The sequence below is a fragment of the Mesotoga sp. Brook.08.105.5.1 genome (assembly GCF_002752635.1).
GTDB lineage: Bacteria > Thermotogota > Thermotogae > Petrotogales > Kosmotogaceae > Mesotoga.
Window position 1 is genome coordinate 65,777 of record NZ_AYTW01000013.1, and the last position, 21,940, is coordinate 87,716.

The 21,940-nt window shown below is 45.3% G+C and carries 27 protein-coding genes; 11 read left to right on the forward strand and 16 right to left on the reverse strand.

Features of this window, described 5'->3' with window-relative positions; translation table 11 throughout:
* Complete coding sequence (locus V512_RS06355) at positions 1-183, forward strand: hypothetical protein (protein ID WP_243392290.1); 183 nt, start codon at positions 1-3, stop codon at positions 181-183.
* Between the two features lie 154 nt (positions 184-337).
* Positions 338-1,675, forward strand: coding sequence for a cyclic 2,3-diphosphoglycerate synthase (locus V512_RS06360; protein WP_099829615.1), 1,338 nt, complete (start codon positions 338-340; stop codon positions 1,673-1,675).
* 188 nt (positions 1,676-1,863) lie between these two features.
* On the opposite strand, the gene V512_RS06365 is transcribed toward V512_RS06360, so the two are convergent.
* The 8 genes from V512_RS06365 to V512_RS06405 all read right to left on the reverse strand — a co-directional run bounded on the left by V512_RS06365 (position 1,864) and on the right by V512_RS06405 (position 7,575).
* Positions 1,864-2,193, reverse strand: coding sequence for an effector binding domain-containing protein (locus V512_RS06365; RefSeq protein ID WP_099829616.1), 330 nt, complete (start codon positions 2,191-2,193; stop codon positions 1,864-1,866).
* Positions 2,194-2,265: 72 nt separating this feature from the next.
* The gene (locus tag V512_RS06370) at positions 2,266-2,610 is read right to left on the reverse strand and encodes an AraC family transcriptional regulator (RefSeq protein WP_099829617.1); all 345 of its coding nucleotides are present in this window, start codon (positions 2,608-2,610) and stop codon (positions 2,266-2,268) included.
* Between the two features lie 143 nt (positions 2,611-2,753).
* The gene (locus V512_RS06375; RefSeq protein ID WP_099829618.1) at positions 2,754-3,218 is read right to left on the reverse strand and encodes a DUF4332 domain-containing protein; all 465 of its coding nucleotides are present in this window, start codon (positions 3,216-3,218) and stop codon (positions 2,754-2,756) included.
* Between the two features lie 308 nt (positions 3,219-3,526).
* Entirely contained in the window at positions 3,527-4,453 is a 927-nt protein-coding gene (locus tag V512_RS06385) for a 1-phosphofructokinase family hexose kinase (protein WP_099829620.1), read from the reverse strand.
* A 10-nt stretch (positions 4,454-4,463) separates the two neighbouring features.
* Positions 4,464-5,150, reverse strand: coding sequence for an RsmE family RNA methyltransferase (locus V512_RS06390; protein ID WP_099829621.1), 687 nt, complete (start codon positions 5,148-5,150; stop codon positions 4,464-4,466).
* On the reverse strand, positions 5,151-6,419 hold the full coding sequence (gene serS, locus V512_RS06395) for a serine--tRNA ligase (protein WP_099829622.1): 1,269 nt from the start codon (positions 6,417-6,419) through the stop codon (positions 5,151-5,153).
* 15 nt (positions 6,420-6,434) lie between these two features.
* Positions 6,435-7,100 carry an LptA/OstA family protein gene (locus V512_RS06400; protein ID WP_099829623.1) on the reverse strand — a complete coding sequence of 222 codons (666 nt, stop codon included), beginning with the start codon at positions 7,098-7,100 and terminating at the stop codon, positions 6,435-6,437.
* A gap of 16 nt (positions 7,101-7,116) precedes the next feature.
* Positions 7,117-7,575: a MarR family transcriptional regulator gene (locus V512_RS06405; RefSeq protein ID WP_099829624.1), complete on the reverse strand. Its 459-nt coding sequence runs from the start codon at positions 7,573-7,575 to the stop codon at positions 7,117-7,119.
* Positions 7,576-7,750: 175 nt separating this feature from the next.
* Between V512_RS06405 and V512_RS06410 the strand changes: the two genes are divergently transcribed.
* From V512_RS06410 to prmC, 5 genes are read left to right on the forward strand one after another with little or no spacing between them, the layout of a single operon-like run.
* The gene (locus V512_RS06410) at positions 7,751-8,455 is read left to right on the forward strand and encodes a ribonuclease HII (protein ID WP_243392286.1); all 705 of its coding nucleotides are present in this window, start codon (positions 7,751-7,753) and stop codon (positions 8,453-8,455) included.
* Positions 8,452-9,237, forward strand: coding sequence for a nucleoside triphosphate pyrophosphohydrolase (gene mazG, locus V512_RS06415; RefSeq protein ID WP_099829626.1), 786 nt, complete (start codon positions 8,452-8,454; stop codon positions 9,235-9,237). The genes V512_RS06410 and mazG overlap by 4 nt, the downstream gene beginning before the upstream one ends.
* Positions 9,234-10,256 carry a SurA N-terminal domain-containing protein gene (locus V512_RS06420; protein ID WP_243392287.1) on the forward strand — a complete coding sequence of 341 codons (1,023 nt, stop codon included), beginning with the start codon at positions 9,234-9,236 and terminating at the stop codon, positions 10,254-10,256. The genes mazG and V512_RS06420 overlap by 4 nt, the downstream gene beginning before the upstream one ends.
* A gap of 1 nt (position 10,257) precedes the next feature.
* Positions 10,258-10,560 carry a metal-sulfur cluster assembly factor gene (locus tag V512_RS06425; protein WP_099829627.1) on the forward strand — a complete coding sequence of 101 codons (303 nt, stop codon included), beginning with the start codon at positions 10,258-10,260 and terminating at the stop codon, positions 10,558-10,560.
* Entirely contained in the window at positions 10,557-11,390 is an 834-nt protein-coding gene (prmC, locus tag V512_RS06430) for a peptide chain release factor N(5)-glutamine methyltransferase (RefSeq protein ID WP_099829628.1), read from the forward strand. Before V512_RS06425 ends, prmC begins: the two co-directional genes overlap by 4 nt.
* On the opposite strand, the gene V512_RS06435 is transcribed toward prmC, so the two are convergent.
* Together V512_RS06435 and V512_RS06440 are read right to left on the reverse strand one after the other, a co-directional pair.
* Positions 11,365-12,120 carry an NAD-dependent protein deacylase gene (locus tag V512_RS06435; protein WP_099829648.1) on the reverse strand — a complete coding sequence of 252 codons (756 nt, stop codon included), beginning with the start codon at positions 12,118-12,120 and terminating at the stop codon, positions 11,365-11,367. The two genes, prmC and V512_RS06435, sit on opposite strands and share 26 nt — an antisense overlap.
* Positions 12,113-12,706, reverse strand: coding sequence for a DUF4897 domain-containing protein (locus V512_RS06440; protein WP_099829629.1), 594 nt, complete (start codon positions 12,704-12,706; stop codon positions 12,113-12,115). Before V512_RS06440 ends, V512_RS06435 begins: the two co-directional genes overlap by 8 nt.
* Positions 12,707-12,850: 144 nt before the next feature.
* On the opposite strand from V512_RS06440, the gene trpS reads away from it, so the two are divergent.
* From trpS to V512_RS06460, 4 genes are read left to right on the forward strand one after another with little or no spacing between them, the layout of a single operon-like run.
* The gene (gene trpS / locus V512_RS06445) at positions 12,851-13,834 is read left to right on the forward strand and encodes a tryptophan--tRNA ligase (protein ID WP_099829630.1); all 984 of its coding nucleotides are present in this window, start codon (positions 12,851-12,853) and stop codon (positions 13,832-13,834) included.
* A 2-nt stretch (positions 13,835-13,836) separates the two neighbouring features.
* Positions 13,837-14,526, forward strand: a complete 690-nt coding sequence (locus V512_RS06450) for a segregation/condensation protein A (protein ID WP_099829631.1) — start codon at positions 13,837-13,839, stop codon at positions 14,524-14,526.
* Entirely contained in the window at positions 14,526-15,170 is a 645-nt protein-coding gene (gene scpB, locus V512_RS06455; RefSeq protein WP_099829632.1) for an SMC-Scp complex subunit ScpB, read from the forward strand. Before V512_RS06450 ends, scpB begins: the two co-directional genes overlap by 1 nt.
* Positions 15,136-15,810 carry a pseudouridine synthase gene (locus tag V512_RS06460; RefSeq protein WP_099829633.1) on the forward strand — a complete coding sequence of 225 codons (675 nt, stop codon included), beginning with the start codon at positions 15,136-15,138 and terminating at the stop codon, positions 15,808-15,810. Before scpB ends, V512_RS06460 begins: the two co-directional genes overlap by 35 nt.
* A 28-nt stretch (positions 15,811-15,838) precedes the next feature.
* On the opposite strand, the gene V512_RS06465 is transcribed toward V512_RS06460, so the two are convergent.
* Genes V512_RS06465 through V512_RS06490 form a run of 6 tightly spaced genes read right to left on the reverse strand, consistent with a single transcriptional unit; the run spans position 15,839 to position 21,645 of the window.
* Positions 15,839-16,789, reverse strand: coding sequence for a glycoside hydrolase family 130 protein (locus V512_RS06465; protein ID WP_099829634.1), 951 nt, complete (start codon positions 16,787-16,789; stop codon positions 15,839-15,841).
* 4 nt (positions 16,790-16,793) lie between these two features.
* A complete protein-coding gene (locus tag V512_RS06470) occupies positions 16,794-17,675 on the reverse strand; it encodes a glycosidase (protein WP_099829635.1) in 882 nt (293 codons plus the stop codon).
* Positions 17,676-17,687: 12 nt separating this feature from the next.
* Positions 17,688-18,506 (reverse strand): carbohydrate ABC transporter permease, encoded by an 819-nt coding sequence (locus V512_RS06475; protein ID WP_099829636.1) that lies wholly within the window; start codon positions 18,504-18,506, stop codon positions 17,688-17,690.
* Positions 18,503-19,381 carry a sugar ABC transporter permease gene (locus V512_RS06480; RefSeq protein ID WP_099829637.1) on the reverse strand — a complete coding sequence of 293 codons (879 nt, stop codon included), beginning with the start codon at positions 19,379-19,381 and terminating at the stop codon, positions 18,503-18,505. Before V512_RS06480 ends, V512_RS06475 begins: the two co-directional genes overlap by 4 nt.
* A gap of 18 nt (positions 19,382-19,399) precedes the next feature.
* A complete protein-coding gene (locus V512_RS06485; protein WP_099829638.1) occupies positions 19,400-20,650 on the reverse strand; it encodes an extracellular solute-binding protein in 1,251 nt (416 codons plus the stop codon).
* 17 nt (positions 20,651-20,667) lie between these two features.
* Positions 20,668-21,645, reverse strand: coding sequence for a LacI family DNA-binding transcriptional regulator (locus tag V512_RS06490; RefSeq protein WP_099829639.1), 978 nt, complete (start codon positions 21,643-21,645; stop codon positions 20,668-20,670).
* Positions 21,646-21,940 lie beyond the last annotated feature (295 nt).

Sequence of the window (21,940 nt, forward strand, 5' to 3'; positions counted from 1 at the left end):
GTGGTATACGGAGACAGGAAGTGGGATTTCGACAGAGATTTGACATATGGAGAACTTTTAGAGGAGACTCGACTCGGGAGAGTCTCAGTTCTGGTTATGGTGAATGGCCGTCTGGTAAGGCAGGGAGAGTTGATTCCGGCCAAGTCAAGAGTTCTCATAATCAATGCTGCCAACGGCGGATAAACTGGCGCATACTTACGCATACTTGCGTATAAGATCAGTTGGAGCGATTTATTAAGCTCTATCGGTTTGTGGGAGAATTGAGTTTTTTTGTACATTGACTCTTTTGAATGTAGAATTTTGATGGATAGTTTAAATAAAAACGGAGGTGTAGAAATTGGAAAAGAAAAGGGTTTTGATTCTCGGCGCCGCAGGACGCGATTTTCACAACTTCAATACTTATTATCGGGATAATGACGAATTCGAAGTTGTAGCCTTCACGGCAACGCAGATTCCCGGTATCGATGGAAAGAAGTATCCTGCGGAACTCGCAGGCAGGCTCTATGCTAACGGCATCCCGATATTGCCAGAAGATGACTATGGAAAGTTGATTGACGAGCACAAGATCGATCAGGTAGTGCTTGCATACAGCGACCTTCCGAATCAATATGTTATGGAGAGGGCGGCAATAGCCAATGCTCACGGAGCAGACTTCGTACTTCTTGGTCCGAGCAAGACGATGGTCAAATCCTCGAAACCGGTAATCTCTATCTGCGCAGTTAGAACAGGTTGTGGCAAGAGCCAGACAACGAGAAGGGTCCTAGACATTCTGAGGGCAAAGGGAAAGAAAGTTGTATCGATAAGACATCCCATGCCATATGGAGACCTTGTGAAGCAGAAGGTTCAAAGATTCGCCGATTATTCGGATCTCGACAAACACGAATGCACGATAGAAGAAAGAGAAGAATATGAGCCTCACATAGACCGTAAAGCAGTTATCTACGCAGGCGTTGACTACGAGGCGATCCTCAGAGAAGCAGAAAAAGAAGATGTAGACGTAATTATCTGGGATGGCGGAAACAACGACTTTTCCTTCTACAAGACAGATCTATTTATCACTGTAGTCGACCCTCACAGAGCCGGTCACGAGACTACATATTACCCCGGCTTTACAAATCTGATGATGGCCGATGTAATCGTTATCAACAAGGAAGAAACCGCTTCTCCGGAGGACATCGATACCGTCCGACAGAATATTGCGAAACACAACCCCGATGCAATCGTTGTCGATGGTGCTTCTCCGATCACCGTAGAGGGGGGCAAGGCATCTGAAATAAAGGGCAAGAGAGTACTGGTTGTTGAGGACGGACCGACTCTAACCCATGGTGGAATGAGATATGGGGCCGGCTGGGTAGCGGCCAAGAAATTCGGTGCTGGAGAGATAGTCGATCCAAGACCGTATGCAGTTGGATCACTCGTTGCGACTTACGAGAAGTACAATCACTTGGATCAAATCCTTCCGGCCATGGGATATGGCGAAAAGCAGATGAAGGAGCTAGAGGAGACCATTAACAAGGCAGACGTTGATCTCGTCATAATTGGAACCCCGATAGACTTGAGAAGAGTCATCGACATAAAGAAACCGGCAGTTAGGATAGGCTACGAGCTTCAGGAAATTGGGAAGCCCGATTTGGAGGACATAATCGAGGAATTCCTCAAGAAGCATAATATCTGACGTCTAAGGAAGAGGGGGACTGGTATTCCAGTCCCCCTCTTTCTTGTTTATTGTTTCTTCTTGAAAGGTATATAGATATCGAACTCCGAGTCTTCTTCTCCCGTGAATCTCCCATCATATAGCTCAAACTCATTCAGTCCGACAGGTTCATACTCGGAGTTCTGAAACACTTGCCGTATATGTACTCGTTAAGTATCCTGTAGTGAGTCGAGCTTTCCCTTGTGGGTAAAGGCAGCGTAAGTTGCCTCGGGTATCTCGGCCCCCACCATTCCCACCGGTATCTTGTCCAGGCTTGAAACTTCTGCGGAAGCAATGTAGTCGAACTTACCGTCAACGAAATCCTCTTCCCTGGTGCACATTATTCCGTAGTGCTCCTGTGAAGGTATAACATTCTCGATCTCTGAGTATCTCTCCATGAAATCACGCCAGAGCTTCGGACAATTATTCGCCGGATCGTTTCCCCAATACTTGAGGCCTACTACCTTGAATGCTTCTTTGTGAACGATTTTCGGTTCCATTCTTATCCCTCCCTCAAGACTCAAAATGTCTCTCCTGTGAAGTCTCTTCTTCTGGATAACGGCGAAGTGAAGTTAGAGTCTTCGATACTTTCCCGGGGTAATAAAATACTTGCTTCTGAATGCTCTGGTGAAGGATTCTTGGGAATCATATCCGAACTGAAGAGCAATTTCGAGTATTGGCATTGAAGTTGTTGCTAGCCTATCAGCCGCTTCGCTAAGCCTTCTACCCTTGAGATACTGTCCGATGGTTTCGCCAACTGTATGGAGGAAGATTCGCTGAAGATGAACAGGCGAGTAGAATGTCTTTGCACAGAGATCGCTGATAGTAACTTGAGCTGACAGACTCTCTTCAATGTAATCTATAACAGAATTGACGCAATCGACGTAATCTTCCTTCAATACGGTATCCTTAACCATCCCTTCACCTCCTCCGTGTATGCAAGATTATACATTAGCGAAGAGAGTGGCTTTTTGATAGGAATTATCATGATCCAAATAGAAACCTGGAGACTTGGTTATCAACTTGGTGGAGTCAAATGGTTCAATGAAGAAATGGAAAATCAGTATAAGACGAGTCTTCCAATTGCTCTGGCAGCTTCGATAGTGCTGCTAACTTCCTTCGGTAGAGGCGGAGTTCCTTCAAAGCCAGTCTTCTCAACGAAATAAATCAGCATTAGCCTCAGTTGTTCCGATTCCCAAGAAGAAAGATTGTCAAGTGTATCCACACCTGCCTCATAGTACAGTCTTGCCCGTACGCCTTTCATCTCTTTCAACCGCGAGAGATCTGAAAGTTTCAAGTTTTCTATTATCTTGTGAATTTCGATGCCTGTCCGTTGAGATAGGCTTTCCCCAAGTTCTGGAGTAAATGCAGCTTCGATCATCTGGTCAGTTCGGATGATCCCTGCCTGTGCGAGTTTGTCAATAACCTGTCTGTCGTGCCCCAGGAAACTATCAAGTCCTTTTCGGTCCGAAGATACTTCTTTCTCACGAAGCTCGGAAGCACGTGCAACGAGTGAAGGTTGCAAGAGAAAACAGAAATAGAGCGCTATACTCCTCAGAAGTTTCTTCGGAAAGCTTCTCTCTTCCGCAAAGACTCTGCTGGAATACAGAATATCTTCTGTTTCTGTCTCTTCGATTGTTTTGCTTTTCGAATCAAGGAGGAACCTTTCAAAGAAGATTCTACTAGACCATCAATAACACTTGGTTTCTTGCCCTTTCTTTTGAGGAAAACCGAGAAATCTTCTTTATCACATCGATCGCCCTTCTCATTATGAAGGAGACACGGAACCTTCAAGAAGCAGGCAGAAACGTTGATGGTACGCGCTGAAAGTCATCATAGCCTTTTTACTTCGATTCTTGGAAGGAGTTCAATAACATCGTTGTACTTGCAGAGTTCAGTACCCGGAGTCATAACAGCCGCAGAACTAGCAGCTCCAGCCATTTTCAACGCAACCTCTGCTGTTTCTCCCAGCTCTCTGGACATGCAGTAGGCGGCAAGGAATGAGTCGCCGGCGCCAACTGCGCTCTTTACAGGAACTTCAGGAACGTTTATTCTATAGAGGCTGCCGCTCAGAAGTGCAAGAGCTCCCTTTCCACCCATAGTAAGAAGAACTTCCTCGATCGAGTACTTTTCAGAAACTTCCTGAACTGCCCTTCTGAGGTCGGACTCTCCTTTCAAGTCTCGTTTCAGCAACCTCTGAAGTTCGTGTGTATTCGGCTTTATTCCTTTGGGACCGGCCTTAACTCCTTCAGAAAAAGGTTCTTTATCGGAATCAATATAGACGTTGACACCAATACCCCTCATTCTTGAACACAGCTGCCTGTAAATATCGTTGCTGACTCCTTCTGGAACACTTCCGCATAATAGCAGATAGTCATCCTTTCTAAGCAGAATATCGACCGTCTTGAACAGCTTGTCTACTTCTCTGTTGGAGATAACAGGTCCCGGAAGACTCAACCTGTATTGTCCTTTTTTCGTTTCAATGAGTATGTTCGTTCTCGTCTCCTTATCACTTCTTACCGTTGCATAAACAACACCTTCTTCATCCAGCATTTCCTCTACTATCTTTCCGGTGTGTCCACCAAGAAAGGCAATTGATACAGAGTGACCACCCAGTTCGTTTACTACTCGAGACACATCTACTCCCTTTCCGGCGGGGTAATCCTTCACTCTCTCTACCCTTACGGTATCGTCTTCTGTAAGTCTTTCTGTGTAGAGAAATCTATCCAGCGCTGCATTCAATGTCAGTGAAAAGATCATCATCTTCCTCCTATATTCTGCCAAGAAAGTAATTGATAATACTTAGAATGACAATAACACCTGTCTCCACTCTAAGCGTTCTACTACCGAGAGAGATAGAAGTGCAACGATCGGTCAACTGCGCAATCTCCTTCTGAGTAAAACCTCCTTCAGGTCCAACAATCACTCTTAGATTACGTTCCTCAGCAAGATCTCTTTGCATCTCCCTAATTGCTCTTCCTCCAAAGTCAAGAAGCAGATTACGCGATCCTTCCAAGGCGAAACTCTTCAGAACAGATACTTCTGGAACACGAGGGTTCACACTCTGTTTTGCGGCCTCTTTGGCTACGGTCAGGAGCTTTGCGGTCTTGCTTTCGTCCAGTCTCGAGACTGACCTCACACTGTTGAAGACTTCTATTCTATCGACTCCGAGTTCAGTAGCTTTCTCAATAAGAATGCGAAGCCGTGGCCACTTCGTTGATGCCACGGCTACAGTTACTCTTTTTTTATCTCGTTCTATGTATTCTCGTTCGACTATCTTTCCAGAACTACTCGACTTTCCCAGCTCTTTAAGAACGAATCTGTAGATAGTTCCCCTTCCGTCGATACCTATCAGTTTGTCTCCCGGATTAGCCCTCATCACCTTAAGGTGCTTCGTTTCATCGCTGTCAAGAGTGACCGTGTCACCTTCTGCCAATACAAAGTAAGCATTCGGCAATTAACCGATAACCTCCTGTCCCATATACGGCACGAGCACTTTGGGAACAACGATTTTTCCGTCCTCTCTCTGGTAGTTCTCCACTATTGCAACCAGAGTTCTTCCAACTGCAAGTCCCGAACCGTTCAGGCAATGCACGAACCTCAGTTTGTTATCGTCGTCTCTGAATCTGATGTTTGCCCTTCTCGGCTGGAAGTCTTCAACATTTGAACAGGAAGAGATCTCTCTATATGTATTGTATGAAGGCAACCAAACTTCAAGATCGTATGTCTTGGCTGATGCAAATCCGATATCTCCGGTGCAGAGAGATACAACTCTGTAAGGGAGTTCAAGCTTCTTCAAAACGTCCTCGGCATCGGCAGTGAGACTCTCCAGCGCATCATAGGACTTGTCGGGATGAGTGAACCAGACGAGCTCCACCTTGTCAAACTGATGGACCCTTATCATTCCTCTTACGTCCTTTCCATAAGATCCGGCTTCTCTTCTGAAGCAGGCGCTGTAGGCAGTGTACTTCTTTGGAAGATCGCTATCTATTATTTCATCCATGTGTTGTGCCACCAGCGGCACTTCGGCCGTCGGTATCATGAACATATCATCGGGATCTATCCTGTAAGCCTCGTCTTCGAACTTGGGAAGCTGACCTGTTGCCTGCATTGTCTCCCTCTTCACCATGAAAGGAAGGGCAACTTCTTCGTATCCCTTCGAGTGGTGGAGGTCTAGCATGAAATTCGCAATTGACCTCTCAAGCCTTGCGAGATCTCCCCTAAGAATAGTGAATCTCGCTCCAGAAATCTTGGCAGCCCTTTCGAAGTCAATCAGTCCTGTGTCCGGACCATAATCCCAGTGAGCTTTGATTTCGAAATCAACTTTTCTCGGTTCACCCCAGAATCTGAGAACTACATTGTCTTCCTCGCCCTTTCCTACAGGGGTCGTGCTTGAGGGGATGTTCGGAAGATACAGGAGTTTCTCTCTAAGCTCTTCGTCAATTTGAGAAGTTCGGTTGTCCAGGTCCTTGACTTCAGACGAAATCTCCTTTGCCCTTTCCATCAGAGAAGCAGCAAGACTCTGGTCTTTACTGGCCTTGGCGCGGGCAATTTCTGAGGATATACTGTTTCTTTCGGCCTTCTTTTGCTCCACAATTTGAAGAGCCTCTCGTCTCCTTGACTCAAGATTCACAATTTCGTCCAGTAGTTCGGAGCTCATACACCTCTGTTCAAGGCCCTTTCTAACAATCTCCGGATTCTCTCGAATCAACCTTACATCAATCATTGTCTCTTCCTCCTGCTAGAAAACAAGCTCTATCTCCACACTCTTTCCTTCGAATGAATCGTCATTTGTATCGTAAATCAGTTCACTGGCCCAGATCTTCCTACTATTCTTGAAGTCATCTACGAAAACGCTTCCTTTAAGGTTCAGGAGTCCCGTATCTCCAAAGTATTCGAAGTAAAGGGTATCAACGTTGAGGTCGCCCTTGTAATCGATGAAGATAAGTTCGGGAGTTGCCTCTTCGGTCTCCTTCGCGAAACCCTCGTAATATTCGCTCTTTTGATCGAAGTTGAGAATCTCTGTCCGATAAATGTTTATGTTTTTTCCATCTTCTTCCTTTGAGTAGATCATCGCTTCAACATTTCCGACAAGTATGCCGGTTGACTTATCAAGGTTGTAATCAAGGGAAGAGGCGGTTGCCTCACCGGTCTGAAACTTGACGAATGTCTCCCCTTCAGTCACAAAGCTTTCCCAGTCAGTTGTGCCTTTCGTGGCCGTTGCAAGAGGAGTCTCTACGTAAATGTCTCCATCCTTATTTATCGACACGTTACCTATAAAAGTAAAGACATCTTTTCGGAGCGACCCCAGAACAGTATCCCCTTTAATTCTCACGGTGCTTGCAAAGATTGTTGCTGCAAGGGAAACGAGAATTAGTCCAGTTATAATAATACTCTTTCTCTTCATGAATACCTCCAGACGATTATTCGTTTGCTTTCTTAGAGTCCATTATCTCTATAAGATTCTTGACGATTACCTCGAGAGCCTTTACCTGATCGGACTTTATTTCAGTCATTACCGATTTCAGGTACTCTACTCTTCTATCGATAACGTTCTCTATAAGTGTTCTTCCAGAATCGGAAATGTCGATTATGAATGATCTCCTATCTTTGTCGGAACGTCTTCGTTCTACCAAATCAGCATCAATAAGCCTTTTCACAAGACCTGTTGTTGTGCTCTTGGTTATTCCAAGCCAGCGACTGATGTCACTCATCCTCTTTTCTCCATTGAAGAAAAGGACCTGCAGGACATCGAACTGGGCCGGAGTGATCGGGAAGTCCCTCAGAACCTTTCTTCCTTCCCTTCTAATCCTCGTAGAAATCGTTCTCAGGTTTTTCTCCAGAACTGCTGCATCTTCCTTTTCGATTTCATTTCCGGACATCACTACACCTCCAAACCCTTTGTATTGGTTGAAAGAAACCGTTACTACTCAAGAGATTATATCATCATCTTAACCAGGGTTATGACTGATTCTAGCGTTGGTGGCGTTCATTCACGGTTATACTTGCATAATAACGGTGACTGAAGGCCGCCGAATGGTGATGTATAATCTCAGTATGAAATCAGCTGAAAGAGAGCTCGCCGATTTGACAAGGTTCGATGTCTCATATAGAGAGGATTACATAACAGTTGCCGGAGTTGACGAAGCGGGAAGAGGTCCTCTGTCAGGTCCGGTTGTAGCCGCCGCAGTCATTACGCTCGAACCTGTGGACGGTGTCTATGATTCCAAGGCTCTATGCAGAAAAGAAAGAGAGTATCTATACGATAGAGTGATGGAGGCTTCTATAGTTGGTATTGGGGTCTCGTCGCCTGAGGAGATTGACTTGCTGAACATTCTTGCTGCAACAAGGCTTGCAATGAATAGGGCTCTGAACAATTTATCCGAAAGGCCCAATTACGTTCTGGTTGATGGAAAGTCGCTTAATCTAGATGTTAAGGGAGAGTGCATAGTCGGAGGAGATAGAAGGAGCGCATCGATAGCCAGTGCCTCGATTGTAGCAAAGGTATTCAGAGATAGAATTATGGATTCTTTGGACATTCTGTATCCTGAATATGGCTATCGAAGTCATAAGGGTTATGGCACAGAAAAACATCTGCAGGCTCTGAGAAAATACGGACCAACAACGTGGCACAGATTGACATTCAGGCCGATAAGAGAGCTGATCACAAAGGAATTGGCAACGCATTGGTCAAATGAAGAGGGAGTTGGCAGAGCAAGGCTTTTTAGAGCGGGCATGGTTGAGATGGAGGCAAAGAATTGAGAGACGAGTTTGAGGAAAGCGAATGGGTAAGACTAATCGAAACAATGAAGAAGTTGAGATCTCCCGGAGGCTGTGAATGGGATATAGAACAGACTCATAGGTCCTTGAAACCGTACCTGATAGAAGAGGCTTATGAGGTTCTCGATGCTATAGACGAAGGGAATGACAATGAGTTGGTAGAAGAGCTTGGCGACGTTCTCCTTCAGATAGTCTTCCACGCTCAGATTGCTGCCGAAAGAGGGGCGTTTTCTATAACGGATATTGTCAGTATGTTGACTGAAAAGCTTATCAGAAGGCATCCCCACGTCTTTTCCGATTCGAAAGGCTACTCCTATCGCCAATGGGAAGAGATCAAAGCGAAGGAAAAGGGAGGAAATGAGTCTCCCGCTTCTTCAATAGGCAAGGTCAACAAAGCGCTGCCAGCACTTAGTTTGGCCCGCAGGGTTCAGGAAAATGCATCGGTTGTTGGATTTGATTGGGAAGATATGAATGGTCCGCGCGACAAACTGAATGAAGAGATTGAAGAGCTGGACTGTGCTATAAAGGAAAGAGATAAGAAGAAGATTGAAGAGGAAATCGGTGACCTTCTCTTTACAATTGCTAATTTATCGAGATTTCTCGAGGTTGATCCTGAATCAGCTTTGAGAAGATCGACAGAGAAATTCGTGAACCGTTTTCACGAGATGGAGAGTCATATTGAGAGATACGGTCTGGATATTGAAAGCATGACCATAGATGAGCTTAATCACCTGTGGGAAAAAGCGAAGGAGGGTACAAATTGAAGAAGCTGCTGATCGCTGCCCTGATTATTATGTTACTCACTGTAGCAACATTCGCGCAAACGGAGGATTTATCCGGGAGTGGGATAGCCGCCAGGGTAAATGGCGAGATTATCACCATGGACGCTTTTCTTTCTAAAGTTCTGCCTAACTACACTGAAATATCAAAAAGAATCGAAGAAGTAGATCCTCTGTTTTCTGAGATGCTTCTGAATACGGAAGCCGGTCAGAAGTTGCTTGAAGAATATGAAAGGAATTCTCTGGAGGCGTTGATTGAAGAGACTCTTCTTATTCAGTACGCGAGAGAAGCTGGGATAGAGGCCAACTCAGAAGCATTGAAGAGCGTTGTGAATAAGTCTATTATGGATACGCTGGCAGAATTGGAGGTCGAGAAGTCCGATGCAGATCTCTTCTACATACTTAGGGGATACATCGACGGATTGAGTTCCTATGAGGCGAAAGTTGTCCGGGATCTTGCATACAGAGAGGTTCTTAATGCTCTATATGAAGCAGTCACCATGAATGCTACGGTTACAGAAGAGGAGATTGAGCAGTATTACATGGCCAATTCGTCCAAGTATGCTGTGGAGGAAGAAAGAGCGAACATGAAGGTACTCCTGTTCGATTCATTCTCCGAAGCCTATTCTGTATGGAAGGCCGCGTCGAGAGATGCAAATCCAGCTTCCGTTCTCGACACTTTTCCCGAAGTTGTTACCAGAAGCTTCACGAGGCAGGAAATTGAAAGTCTCAATCCGGAACTGGTTAAGTCCCTCTTCAAGCCAACGGACGGCGAATTGCTTTCTTCTGTTGTAACTCTTGACAACAGATACGCGGTTATCTATCTTCAGTCATACTCTCCTGCAGGTTCGCAGGGTGTTGAAGATGTGAGGGAAGAGATCGAGAAGAACCTGATCGAAGAGAAAAAGGACTTGTTATGGAGAGTCTGGAAAGAACAAGAATTTAAGCCTTTCAAAGAAAGTGCCATAGTAGAAAGATACTATGAAGCAGATGGAGGAGAATGAATTGAGTGTCATAAAGGAAGATGTAATGAAAGCTCTTGAAGAAGTCTATGATCTCGAAATTGGCTTCGATATAGTTTCTCTGGGACTAGTTTACGGCGTGAATATTCAGGATGGGAAAGATGTGAGAATCAAGATGACGTTGACGACGCCGATGTGTCCCCTTGCCGGACTGATGACGGAAGACGCAAGAAGAAAGGTCAGCGAGATCGAGGGAATTGGGGACGTTAAGATTGAGCTTACCTTTGACCCACCATGGACGCCTGAGATGGCAAGTGATGACGTCAGAAAGATTCTTGGAATGTGAAATCAAGGGAGCTAATTGAGATATCAATAAAGAGGCTCAGTGAAGCGGGAATCGACAATTCCCGCTTTATTGTGTTCTTACTTTCGAAGGAAATCCTATCGCTGACTGAAGTCGATCTGCTTCTTGATACTCAAAGAGAAATCGAATCTTCTCTGACCGTTGAGTTTTTTTCGGCAGTGAAAAGAGTTGCCAAAGGGGAGCCAATAGACTACGTACTTGGCTACAAAGATTTTTTGGGAATTAGACTAGAGCTTTCCCCTTGTGTGCTCATTCCCCGCAGCGAAACTGAAGAGTTGGTTGAGATCGTTATTGAGGAAGAAAAAGACTCTGAAGTCTTTGCCGATATCGGAACGGGAAGTGGAGCGATAGCCTGCGCTCTTGCGCGAAGTCTTCCCTCAGCTACTGTATTCGCGACCGACATCTCAACGGAGGCAATCGCTCTTGCGGAGCAGAATGCCAGAAATAACGGGATATCTAACGTGAAATTCATTGACGGAGACAATCTCAACGGACTCGGAGAATACCTGAACTCTGTCGAGGTTTTGGTTTCCAACCCGCCTTATATAAGAACAACAGATATCGATTTGCTCGATGTCAGCATAAAAAACTACGAACCGTTAACTGCCCTTGACGGCGGTAGGGATGGACTTGACTTCTACAGGGAGTTTTTCAGGAGCCTCCCGCGTGGAAAGAGGGTATATCTGGAAATTTCTCAGTACGAGACGGACGGTCTTCGCAAACTCTTTTCGGAGATCGAAGGTTACTCTTGCGAGTTCAGAAAGGACTTATCAGGGAACTACCGATTCATGATTCTGCTTCCAATAGGCTGATGACTTCTTTAGAAAACCCTTCAAGTTCGACCCTAAAAATATGGTCGGCCAGATAATCGAGACCAGTCTCATCTCTATTCACGATTGCCACTCTGGCGCCAGACGATTTTGCAATTACCGGAAACTGAGCCGCGGGATAAACCATGAGCGAAGAACCTAATGCGAGAAACAGGTCTGCAGCAAGCGCAGCATCTTCAGAGCTTCTGATAGCCTTCTCGGGAAGCATCTCGCCGAAGAAGACGATTCTTGGCTTTATCAGGCCTCCACAGCTGCATTTCGGAACATCAACGCTTTCCAGAATGAGCTCCATCTCCGACCTATCAAACTTCCTGCTGCATTGAAGACAATCAAACAGGGAGACTGTTCCGTGCAACTCGACGACATCTCTTGCTCCAGCTTTTTGCAGGAGACCGTCGATATTCTGGGTGATGATTGTTTGAATCAATCCCATCTCTTGCAATCTCGCTAGAAGTATGTGGGTGGCATTTGGTACTGTGTCAGCCATGGTGTGTATTCTCTCTCTTGCTACTTTGTAGTAACCAGCAGGGTCTTTCATAAAGGAACTGAGTTCGAAAATCTCTGGAGAGACTTTGCTGTATAGGCCCCCGGGACTTCTAAAATCCGGAATACCACTGGCAACAGAAACGCCGGCACCGGTTAGTACTGTGGTATTGGTAGATTCTTTTAGAAGAGAAAGGAACGACTTGGCTTCTTGACTGACTTCACTCACCTCTTGCAAACTGAATCTTTGGAAACTTCGTCTTGCCAGTGTCTGCCCATATATATACATTTCCGTCTGCTACAACTGTAGGTGTGGGATTGACTTCGATAATCGTTGCGCCTGGCGGAATTGAAATAGTAAGTGAATAGGCTTCCCCTGTAAGATCGAACTCCATATCTCCCATATCAGTGTTTACTACTCCTTCTTCAACGGCAGCAAAGCCCGAAATAACGGCATGCTCAATTACTCTTACTCTGTTAGAACCGAGAACTGTTGCGGTCGACTGAAAGTCCTCTACATACATAGCCCGGTTGAAGCTCTCTGCAAACTGGGTCATTGACTCCTGGAAGTCTGCGAACTGTTCTTGCTGAGGTTTATCGTACTGCTCGAGAAACTGTGTCATCTGATTTGGTTTATTGAAGATGATCTCGGTTTCAATATCCAAGGTGGCTCGACCTTCGTAGTCATATGAATAGTTGCTGGTGGATGACAGAGTGTCAATATCAAGTCTGTTGTTAAATGCCATAAACATGTTGACTGCAGTCATCCCAACCATAACAACAACGAGTATGATGAGAAGGGTATTGAATTTCATATGTAACCTCCCGATTATTATTAGATTGGTCCTGAGAATATGATAACATCATTCTGTGCTAAAATACATTGTAGATACCTTTGCGATCGCAGTTGACGATCGATATTAGTTGTATATCGGGCTTTTCGGTTTGGAGGGATTTCAGTGCGAGTTCTCAGTGGCATGCGCTCGACCGGCAGACTTCATCTAGGGCATTTCGTAACTCTTGAGAAATGGAAAGAGCTGCAGGACCAGGGAAATGAATGCTTTTACTTCGTGGCTAACTGGCATGGCCTCACTTCCCATATTGATGAAAGTTCTAACTTCTATGACTGGAGTCTTGACATCGTCCGAACATACGTCTCAGTTGGTCTAGATCCCGAGAAATCAGTTCTCTTTGTTCAGTCTGCAATTAAGGAGCACGCGGAGCTGTTCCTGTATTTCTCTATGCTCGTGTCTGTTTCGAGATTGGAAAGGGTGCCGACTTTCAAGGATCAGAAGGAGCAGATCACAAACAAGGACCTTTCAAGTGGAGGGTTTTTGCTATACCCTGTTCTTCAGGCAGCGGATATTCTCATGTATCTGGCGACAGGAGTTCCGGTTGGTGAGGATCAGGTTTATCATGTTGAGCTTACAAGGGAAATTGCAAGAAGGTTCAACAATCAGTTTGGCGAAGTGTTCCCAGAGCCGGAACCGATTCTTGCTAAAGTGCCCAAGCTTCCGGGAACTGATGGCAGAAAGATGTCCAAGAGCTACGGGAACTACATTCTGATCGATACGGATGAGAAAGAGCTCTGGAAGATGATTGCTCCGATGATGACGGATCCGGCGAGAAAGAGAAGAACCGATCCGGGAGATCCGGAAAAATGTCCTGTATGGGATTATCATAAGGCTTTCACTTCCTCCGATGAAGAGAAGTCTTGGGTCGTTCAAGGATGCAAGACTGCAGGAATCGGCTGTTTGGAGTGTAAGAGACTCCTTCAGCAGAACCTGGTTGAAAGACTCTCCCCTGTTTGGGAGAGGCTGTCCTATCTGAAAGAAAACTGTGAGGAGCTTTCCGAGATAATCGAAGATGGAAATCGAAGAGCTGCAGAAGTGGCTAAGGAGACAATGAAGAGGGTTCTTGAAGCAACTAAGCTGGGGTGGTGAAGGTGGAACAGCTTGAACTGGTCTTCAGTTTCCCTGAATTCGAAGGACCGCTTGACTTGCTCGTGTATTTAGTCAGGAAACACCGGGTAGACATTCGTTCGATCCCCATCACAGTCATAGCAGACGAGTTCATTGCACACGTCAACAAGATGAAATCTCTGGATATGGTAGTGACTTCCGATTTCCTGGTGATGGCTTCAACTCTCATGGAGATGAAGTCCAAGGCTCTGCTCCCCAGAATGAGCAATAATGAAGCCGAAGTGTTTGAAAATCAGCAGAAAGAACTCTACAAAAGCGTAGAGGAGTATAAGGCCTTAAAGGACCTGTCAAAAGAATTCCGGGTAAAGCTCTACGATGCTTACAGCTATGAAAGGGCAACAGCCAAACCGGTAGTTGATCAGAAGAGGAAAGAGGATCTTCCGGACGAACTTACGGAAGCTTTCAAAGCCATTCTAAAGGAGACGGTATTAAGAGAAAGAGTATATACAATCGTTTCCGAGAGCATAAACGTTGAAGACCGAATGCTTCAGATAGAACAGCTCTATGAGACAATTGAGCTGTACAAGTTCCTTATGGATCTCGAAAGCAGATCGGAAGTAATTGTCTCCTTTCTTGCAGTGCTTGAACTCCTGAAGCTCAACAGGTACTATCTTGAAAGTGTAGAGCCTCTCGTTCTCAGAAGGAGGGTTTAGTGAACGAGGAATTGACAAAGAAGGCAATTATCGAAGCGCTGATCTTCTCTGCAAGAAGCGGCATTGAGCCGTCAAGAATCGCGTCGATTATCGGTATGAAGCTGAATCAGGTTATGTTACTGCTTGAAGAGCTAGAGGGAGAATACCAAGGACATGATCATGGTGTAATGATTAAGTCCGTTAACGGCAGGCTCAGATTCTATACCAAAGCATCGATTCAGTCATATGTAAGTCAAATATCGGTGAGACCTCTGGTGAGCATTACCGACACTCAGATGGAAGTTTTGGCGACTGTGGCTGTGAAGGGACCGCTAACAAGAAATGATGTTGAACTAATAAGAGGAAGGTCTTCTCAAGCCCAGCTTTTAGAGCTGTCTAAGATGGGACTTGTGGGCAAGAGGAAATCGAAGCTGCCGGGCAGACCTTACCTCTACAAAGTCAGTTCGCGCTTCTACGAATTGTTCCAGGTTGACGATCTCGCGGAGATTGTTCAGGGGTTGGCTATTGGCGGGGGGGAAGATAGTTTTGAGGCTTCACGAGATGATCTCACAGATAACGGGAATGTCGAGAAGGAAGTCGACTCAAGCGATCCTGGACGGGAGAGTGAAGGTGAACGGCAGGATCGAGACATACCCGAGACTTGATGTAATTCCGGGGTCTTCAGAAATTCTTCTTGACGGAAGTAAGCTAAGCTTTTCCATAGAAGAAAAAGTCGTATATTTGGTTAACAAACCTCTTGGTTATCTCAGCGCCATGAGCGATGATCGTGGAAGAAAGACGTTGGCTGATCTGATAAGTGAAAGGATTAAGGAGAGAGTATTTCACGTAGGCAGACTGGACCAAGACAGCTGCGGATTAATAATCATGACGAATGATGGTGATCTCGCTAATCTCGTTTCTCATCCTTCTTCAGAGATAGAGAAGACTTACGTCGTGGGAATAAAGGGAAGACTTACCGATCAGGATATCGAAGCTGTGAGGGCTGGTGTTACACTTGCCGATGGATTCAGAACAGCTCCGGCAAAGATAAGACTGGTCAGAAGTGATGAAGATCTGTCGAAGTATTCGATTACGATTCACGAAGGCCACAAACGAGAAATTAGGGAGATTCTCAGGGTATTCAACAAACAGGTTTCCACTCTTGTCAGAGTTGCTATAGGCACTCTTGGCATATCTCTTGTTCCAAATCCAGGTGACATAAAAAGGCTAAGCAAGAGGGAGATTGAATCGCTGAAGAAAGGGGCCCAGAAAAGGAGCCCCGGTAAGGACAACAAGAGATTGTAGATGCCTTCATTACCAAAGATTCACAGTCTCAGCTACTAAGATCAACAACGAACGCTCCAATGTAGGTGTCTGCTGCACCATAGTACAGAATCAGCTTTTCTTCATGAACTACGGCTCCTTCGATAAATATCACGTTTGGGACCTGCCCTTGTTTTTCCCAAATAAGTTCAGGTTCTGCGAGAAACCTGTCAGTCCTCATTATAAGTTTTCTGGGATTGCTTATATCAAATAGCGCAGCCCCTGGCCTGTAGATCGTGGAAAAGTCGGCGCTGTTGTATATGAGAAGAATCCCCTCTTCTGTTATAATGGGCGTCGGTCCCGGCTCTATCAGTCTGCTGTCGAAGTAACCCTGTCTTGGTTCCAATACGGGACGGGGAAATACCGTCCAATTTCTGAGGTCGGTGGAATAAGCGAGTTTTATAGAGGAATCTCCAAAGTACATGAAGTACTTCCCATCAATCTTGGCAGGGACGATTGCGCCTGACTTTGACCAGGTATCGTCTTTGAATACCGGGCCCAATTTCTCCCACTCTTCGAAGTCCTTTGAGACGGCTATGCACAGTCTCGCCTTCCCTCCATCATAACCCGTGTAGGTAAGTATATAGGTATCGTCTATCTTCACTATTCGAGGATCTTCGCAGCCTCCCGGGATCTCGTATGATTCCGTTGGCAAAATCAGAGGATCTGACCGCCTTGAGAACTCGAAGCCATCTGCCGATGTCGCCAGGCCAATCCTTGATGTGCCATTCCATCTACCTGTGCCGGCCCAGTCTTCCGATCTGTAGAGAAGATAGACAGTCGAGTCAATAACTATAGCTGCCGGATTGAATACGGCCTTGCTCTCCCACCCGACACCTTGAGGCATCACTATAGGAAGCTCAGATGCTCTTTCAATGTTATATAGCGATTCAAACTCTATCGAAATGGAAAATACCGATGAACATAGAGAGAGCAATACCACAAGCAGTAGTCTTCTCACATAATCAACTCCTTATCCAGTTGATCACAACCTCTTTCTCGATTGTGGCCAGAGCGATAAGGTTGTCTGCCGCCCCATAATAAACATAATAGTGTCCTTCGTGTTCCACCATTGCATCGGAAAAAACGACATTTGGGACGCCTCCAAACACTTCCCACTCTTCTTCTGGTTCAAGAATCGGTTCATTGCTTCTCTTTATGACCTTCTCAGGGTTCTCTGAGTCTAGTAACATGAACCCCAGTCTGTAAGTAGGTCTAGGAGTGTCTTCCACGCCGTGATACAGTACAAGCCACCCGTATTTAGTTTTGATAGGTGGAGCACCTACCCCAATCTTCAGATTGTCCCACATGCTGGGTCTCGGACCGGCTATAGAAGTGAATCGTGTCCAGGTATTGAGATCGTCTGAATACGCCAGATACATGTCCGGTTCGATTCTGTGGAACATAATGTAGCGTCCGTTCACCTTCTCCGGAAACAGCGCTGCATCTTTGTTGTCGACATCCGGGATAATTACTCCGTGACGCTCCCAGCGGAGAAAATCAGTCGTTGAAGCCATCGAAATTCGTACACCAAGAGGAGAATAGGCCGTGTATTGCATGAAGACTTTTCCCTCCAGCTCCGTTAGCCTGGGGTCCTCAACGCCGTAAAGCTCCCATTGACTTCCGGGAGTAAAGACCGGCTTCTCAAGTCTGTTGAATCTAACACCGTCGAGTGAAACGGCGTAGCCCATTCTTGAAACCATATCTTCTCCCTGGGCCCTGTATAGCATGTGAAAGACTTTTTTTCGTTTGACAACGGCACAGTTGAAAACATACTTAGATTCCCAGTGATGTTGCGGGATCGGAGAGATAAGAGGGTTTAACGGATGTCTTTTCAGTTTGATCACAACTCTCACTCCTTATTTCAATGACATAGAGATTCCTTGAAGGAAGTACTTTCTGAACACCAGAAATATGACTACCATGGGCATAGTCTGAAGGACAGAACCTGCAAGAACCGGTCCCAGGTAACTTCCGTACTGCATATTGAAGCTTGCCAAAAGTACTGAAAGCGGCATCTTTGAATAATCGCTGACAACTATTAGAGGCCACATGAAATTATCCCATATTCCGATGAATGTGAAGAGTCCAACGATAGATACGGTCGAGCTAGTTAGCGGGATCAACACCTTCGTGATTATCCAGAGGTCGTTTGCTCCATCCATTCTAGCTGCTTCAAGGTATTCGTTTGGAACGGCTCTGAAGGACTGTGTAAACATGAAGACACCCCAAGCGGAAACGAGGGAAGGGAGTATGAGGGCCGTTCTGGTGTCAATTAGACCGAGATTCCTTATGAGGACATATAAAGGGACAATAAAAAGAAATCCCGGGAATATCATCTGAAATATTATGAAATTGAATATCACATTTCTTCCTTTGAAACTTAGCCTTGATAGTCCGAAGCCAACGAGAGCCGAGGTCACTAGTACTCCAAAGGTAACGGTTACAGATATGAATATCGAATTGCCAAGAGCTTGAATAAACGGTCTCTCCATCTTGTCGGCGGCTTCTAGAATGAATCTATAATTATCAAGGGTGAACTGGCTCGGCAGGAATCCGCCATAAATTTCATTAGTTGGCTTGAAAGACGATAGCAGCATCCATATATATGGGTAGATCCATACGACGGAGGCGGCAAAGAGAATGACATAAAGGATAATCATCGGTATCTTCTTCATACCATCTCCACCTCTCTTTCAACAAGCTTCCTGGTGAGCAACACGCATCCGTAACTCAGAAGAGCCACTATGATTGCCAACGCCGATGCGTATCCCGGATTGATTTTCTGGAATGCTGTCGTGTAGATGAGCATCTGGAATGTATATGTGGTTCTCATCGGACCTCCTCCCGTAATGAGGAAGGGCTCGGTGAATATTCCAAAAGTTAGAGTAAGGGAGAGAACCAGAACCATAACTATCGACGGATTTATAAGGGGCAGAGTGATCCTGAAAAATCTCGTCATCTTTCCTGCTCCATCCAGTTCAGCAGATTCATATAGACTCTCCGGTATTGCCTGAAGCCCTGAGAAAAGAATGAGACCGTAGTAACCAATGAATTTCCAGGTTACCATCATTGCGATAGATAGCGTTGCCAGCTGTGGACTGCTAAACCAGGGGATTGTGATTCCGAAAATAGACCTAGTAATGCTGTTTAAGGGACCGTTTATCGCAAACAGCTTTTGGAATATGATCGAGTAGGCGACTCCGGAGGAGACGTTGGCAACGAGAAATGCCAGTATGAAGAAGGTCCTGAACATCTTCACCTTCTTCAGGCCAAGAGCAAAGAGTAAGGAGAGACCGAGAACCATTGGGATGAAGTAAAGCATGAAATTGAAGGTGTTCAGGAAGACCCTCCAGAATAGCTCATCCTGGAAGAGCTTAATGAAATTGTCAAACCAGATAAACTTCCTGGGTGTGAAGTAATTCCATTTCGAGAGTGCCAGAATCAGTAACCATACGAACGGGTACCCCCAGAAAATCGCTGTATATACTAGGTATCCTCCTGACAGAGACCAGCCCTTTATTGCGTCGATGGTTTTCAATCTCTTCCTCACTCAAAATCACCTCTTCTCTTAGAAGAGTTCTCTTCTTACTCTTGTTGCCGCATCGCTCAAAGCTTCGAATGGAGTGGATTTTCCATACATTATTTGTTCGATGAGAAATGTCGTGAGAATATCTTGAACCTCAACAGTCTTGGTGGTTAATGCGGGCGGGACAGCATAGGCAACATGGCTAGCGTAAGCGGCGAACTTTGGGTTCTCATCCATGTATTCTTGAAAGATGGGGTTAGATAGCAGATCCTCTCTTGCAGGAGGAAGGTTGGTAACTTCCATCCATTTCCGATCTTTCTCAATATCTGAGTAAACCCACTTGATGAACTTCCATGCGGCTTCCTTATGCTTTGTTGTTGCAAACATTACCAGTCCCTTAGTATCTGCGAACGTGTATATTGGTTTGTCTTCTGGATAGTCGTCCGGGACTGGAGGTGGAGCGATTGCAATGTGGTCAAAGACATCAGGGAAGAGGTTCCTCGCCTGATTGATCTCCCAAGGCCCGAATATACCACCAAGAACTACTCCGAAGTAGAATGGGTTGCTTCCGAGGTCGACCGCCGTCCAGTTGTTTCTGAACATGGTATCTATGAATGTGACGACTTCTTTCCCCGTATCGTTGTTGAAGAGAGCTCTTGCTTTCTCAACATCCAGATATGGGGAGCCCTCGCTTGCCGCATAGTAATAGGTTATGAAATCATACCATCTGTCGTACCAGTTTCTGCCCATTACGACCAATGTTCCATACTTCTCGTAAGGGACGGAATACTTCTCACTGATTTCATAGATCTCCGAGTATGTTCTGGGCGGCCTATCATATCCCAGCTCTTTCAGTATGTCCGATCTCCACCACATCATAATCGGATTCGAGTATATTGGGAGCACGTAATAGTCGTTTCCAAATTTCCAGCTTTCGACTATTGAAGTCATCTTCCTCTTCTCCATTAGCTCCCAGAAATCCGGGAAGGAGTTTAGCGGAACAAGTATGTCTGCTTCGATAAGTTGTGCTGCAAAACCCGAGAAGATGTTCGTGCAGATGTCAGGCATTCTTCCCGATGCGATTGATGTGAGTATAGCCTCCTCTGAGCTACCGGCAGCCGGGATCGTCGACCACTTTATCTGGATATCCGGGTTGTTCTGATTCCACTCGGAAACCACTTCTTTCCAGAAACTCTCTTGAAGAGGATTTGGCGCTGTCCAGAAGACAAGCTCAACGCCAAGTAATCCCGAGATAAGGCACAGGAATACCGTTAACAGAATTAGTTTTTTCACGATCTTTACCTCCTTTTCTATAAAGTGCTCTCTCTCTGGACAAATTCGGTAAACAGAGAAATCTTTGTAGGATGAGGTTCATTGCCAATTAGCAGACTCTGCAGTCTTCTTGATGCTACAACCCCCATCTCACGCTTGAAGATCTTGAATGTCGTCAACGAAGGGGTGGTACCGGAAGAGTTTATAATGTCATCAAATCCCATAATCGATGCCTCTTCTGGTATTTTTATGCCTCTTGCCTGAAACTCTTCCATTGCTCTGATTGCGGCCGTATCATTACACCCGAATACTGCGTCTGGAAGCCCGTATCTTGAAAGCAAAAGGTCAATAATCGCGCTCATATTGTCGTTTTCTTCGTCGTATTCAAATGCTCTAGGCAAGTAGCCGGCGCTTTCCATTGCTGAGATATACCCGTCGTATCTATCTCTGAAACCAAAGTGAGACAGGGGACCATGGATGTTCACTATCTTCTTCAGACCTTTTGAGAAGAGCTTTCTCATTCCATATACAGCTCCATCGTAACCATCAGAAACAACACAGTCTACCTTGACACCGGCAAGATACTGATCGACCAGCACAACCGGTTTCCCGCCCTCTTTGACCATTCTCACATCTTTCTCGCTTATTTCTCCACCTATCATCAGATATCCGTCAAAACTATTCGAGAACTCATCTGTCGATACTAATTCTCCTCTCATGTTGTTGTTTAGAAAGAACTCCTCAATTCCATTAAGAACGATAGTGTAAAATTGATCAGATTTGCTGGAAAGAATCTTAAACAATCTTCTGCCAGCGACGATGCCGATGTTGAAGTCAAGCTTTCTGCTTGCAAGGTAGCTTGCAACTTTTGAGGGTTTGTACTCGAGTTCTTCTATGGCTGACAAGACCTTTTCTCTTGCCTTCTTCGAAACGTAGCCGCTCTTATTCAGCACTCTTGAAACGGTTGCGGTTGATACTTCTGCCAGTCGTGCGACATCAGATAGTTTTGCTGACAAGTAAATCACCTCTAGCTATGTAAACGCTTACATCTCTAAAAGTAATATACCTCGATTGAGGCTCAATAATCACATTCGAGTAGCAACTAATAAAGCCATTCAGTTAGTATTTAGAGCTATTAAGTCAATAATATGCCGTTTTGCATGTCTTAAATAATCGTAGGTATCAAAGTTGATTAAAGTTAGACGAAAAAAGTAAATTTAGTGCGGAATCAGGTTATATTACCAATTGATTGCCGATAATCTTCGTAAGTCATTATTTTTGATTCCATATCATTCTAGATCAAAGAAGTGA